Source organism: Pseudomonas amygdali, from assembly GCF_002699855.1.
Taxonomy (GTDB): Bacteria; Pseudomonadota; Gammaproteobacteria; order Pseudomonadales; family Pseudomonadaceae; genus Aquipseudomonas; species Aquipseudomonas amygdali.
On sequence record NZ_LKBW01000219.1, the window covers coordinates 1 to 616 of the forward strand.

General features: G+C 62.3%; 1 pseudogene. It reads right to left on the reverse strand.

The features are described from left to right. Positions 1 to 221: 221 nt before the first annotated feature. A pseudogene (locus AO277_RS14520) lies at positions 222 to 616 on the reverse strand (threonine dehydratase); the annotation flags it as partial.

Here is a 616-nt window from a genome sequence, read left to right on the forward strand (position 1 = left end):
CAATATTCTTTCACGGCTGCGAGTTTTGCCTGCACTGTATATTTACCCATGACGCCTCCAAAGGTTGCGTCCAACCTTCGGGGGTCATACCAGAGCGCGAGGAACGAGGGTCGTCAGGGATAACGTTACCGCTATCGTGCGACGCTCTGCGTCGCATGCCGTTCGGGACGCTCTGCGTCCTCTTGTGACGCGGAGCGTGAGGAACGGGAGTATCTAAGGCCTCAGCCCAAAAACAGCCTGTACGCGGGGTTCTCGCTCTCGTCCCAATACGGGTAACCAATCTCGTCCAGCGCTGCGCCCACCAGATGCCGCTCTTCCTCCGGCACCACCAGCCCGGCAACCACCCGGCCGTCAGCAGCGCCGTGGTTGCGGTAGTGGAACATGGAGATGGTCCAGCGGCCGCCCAGACGGTTGAGGAAGTTGAACAGCGCGCCCGGTCGCTCCGGGAACTCGAAGCGCAGCACCACTTCATCATTGACCCGCTCGGCATGCCCGCCGACCATGTGGCGGATGTGCAGTTTGGCCAGTTCGTTTTCGGTCAGGTCCAGCACCGGGAAGCCCTGGCCGGTCAGGCTGGCGATCAGGGCGCTGCGTGGGTCGTTCTCGGGATGGGTCT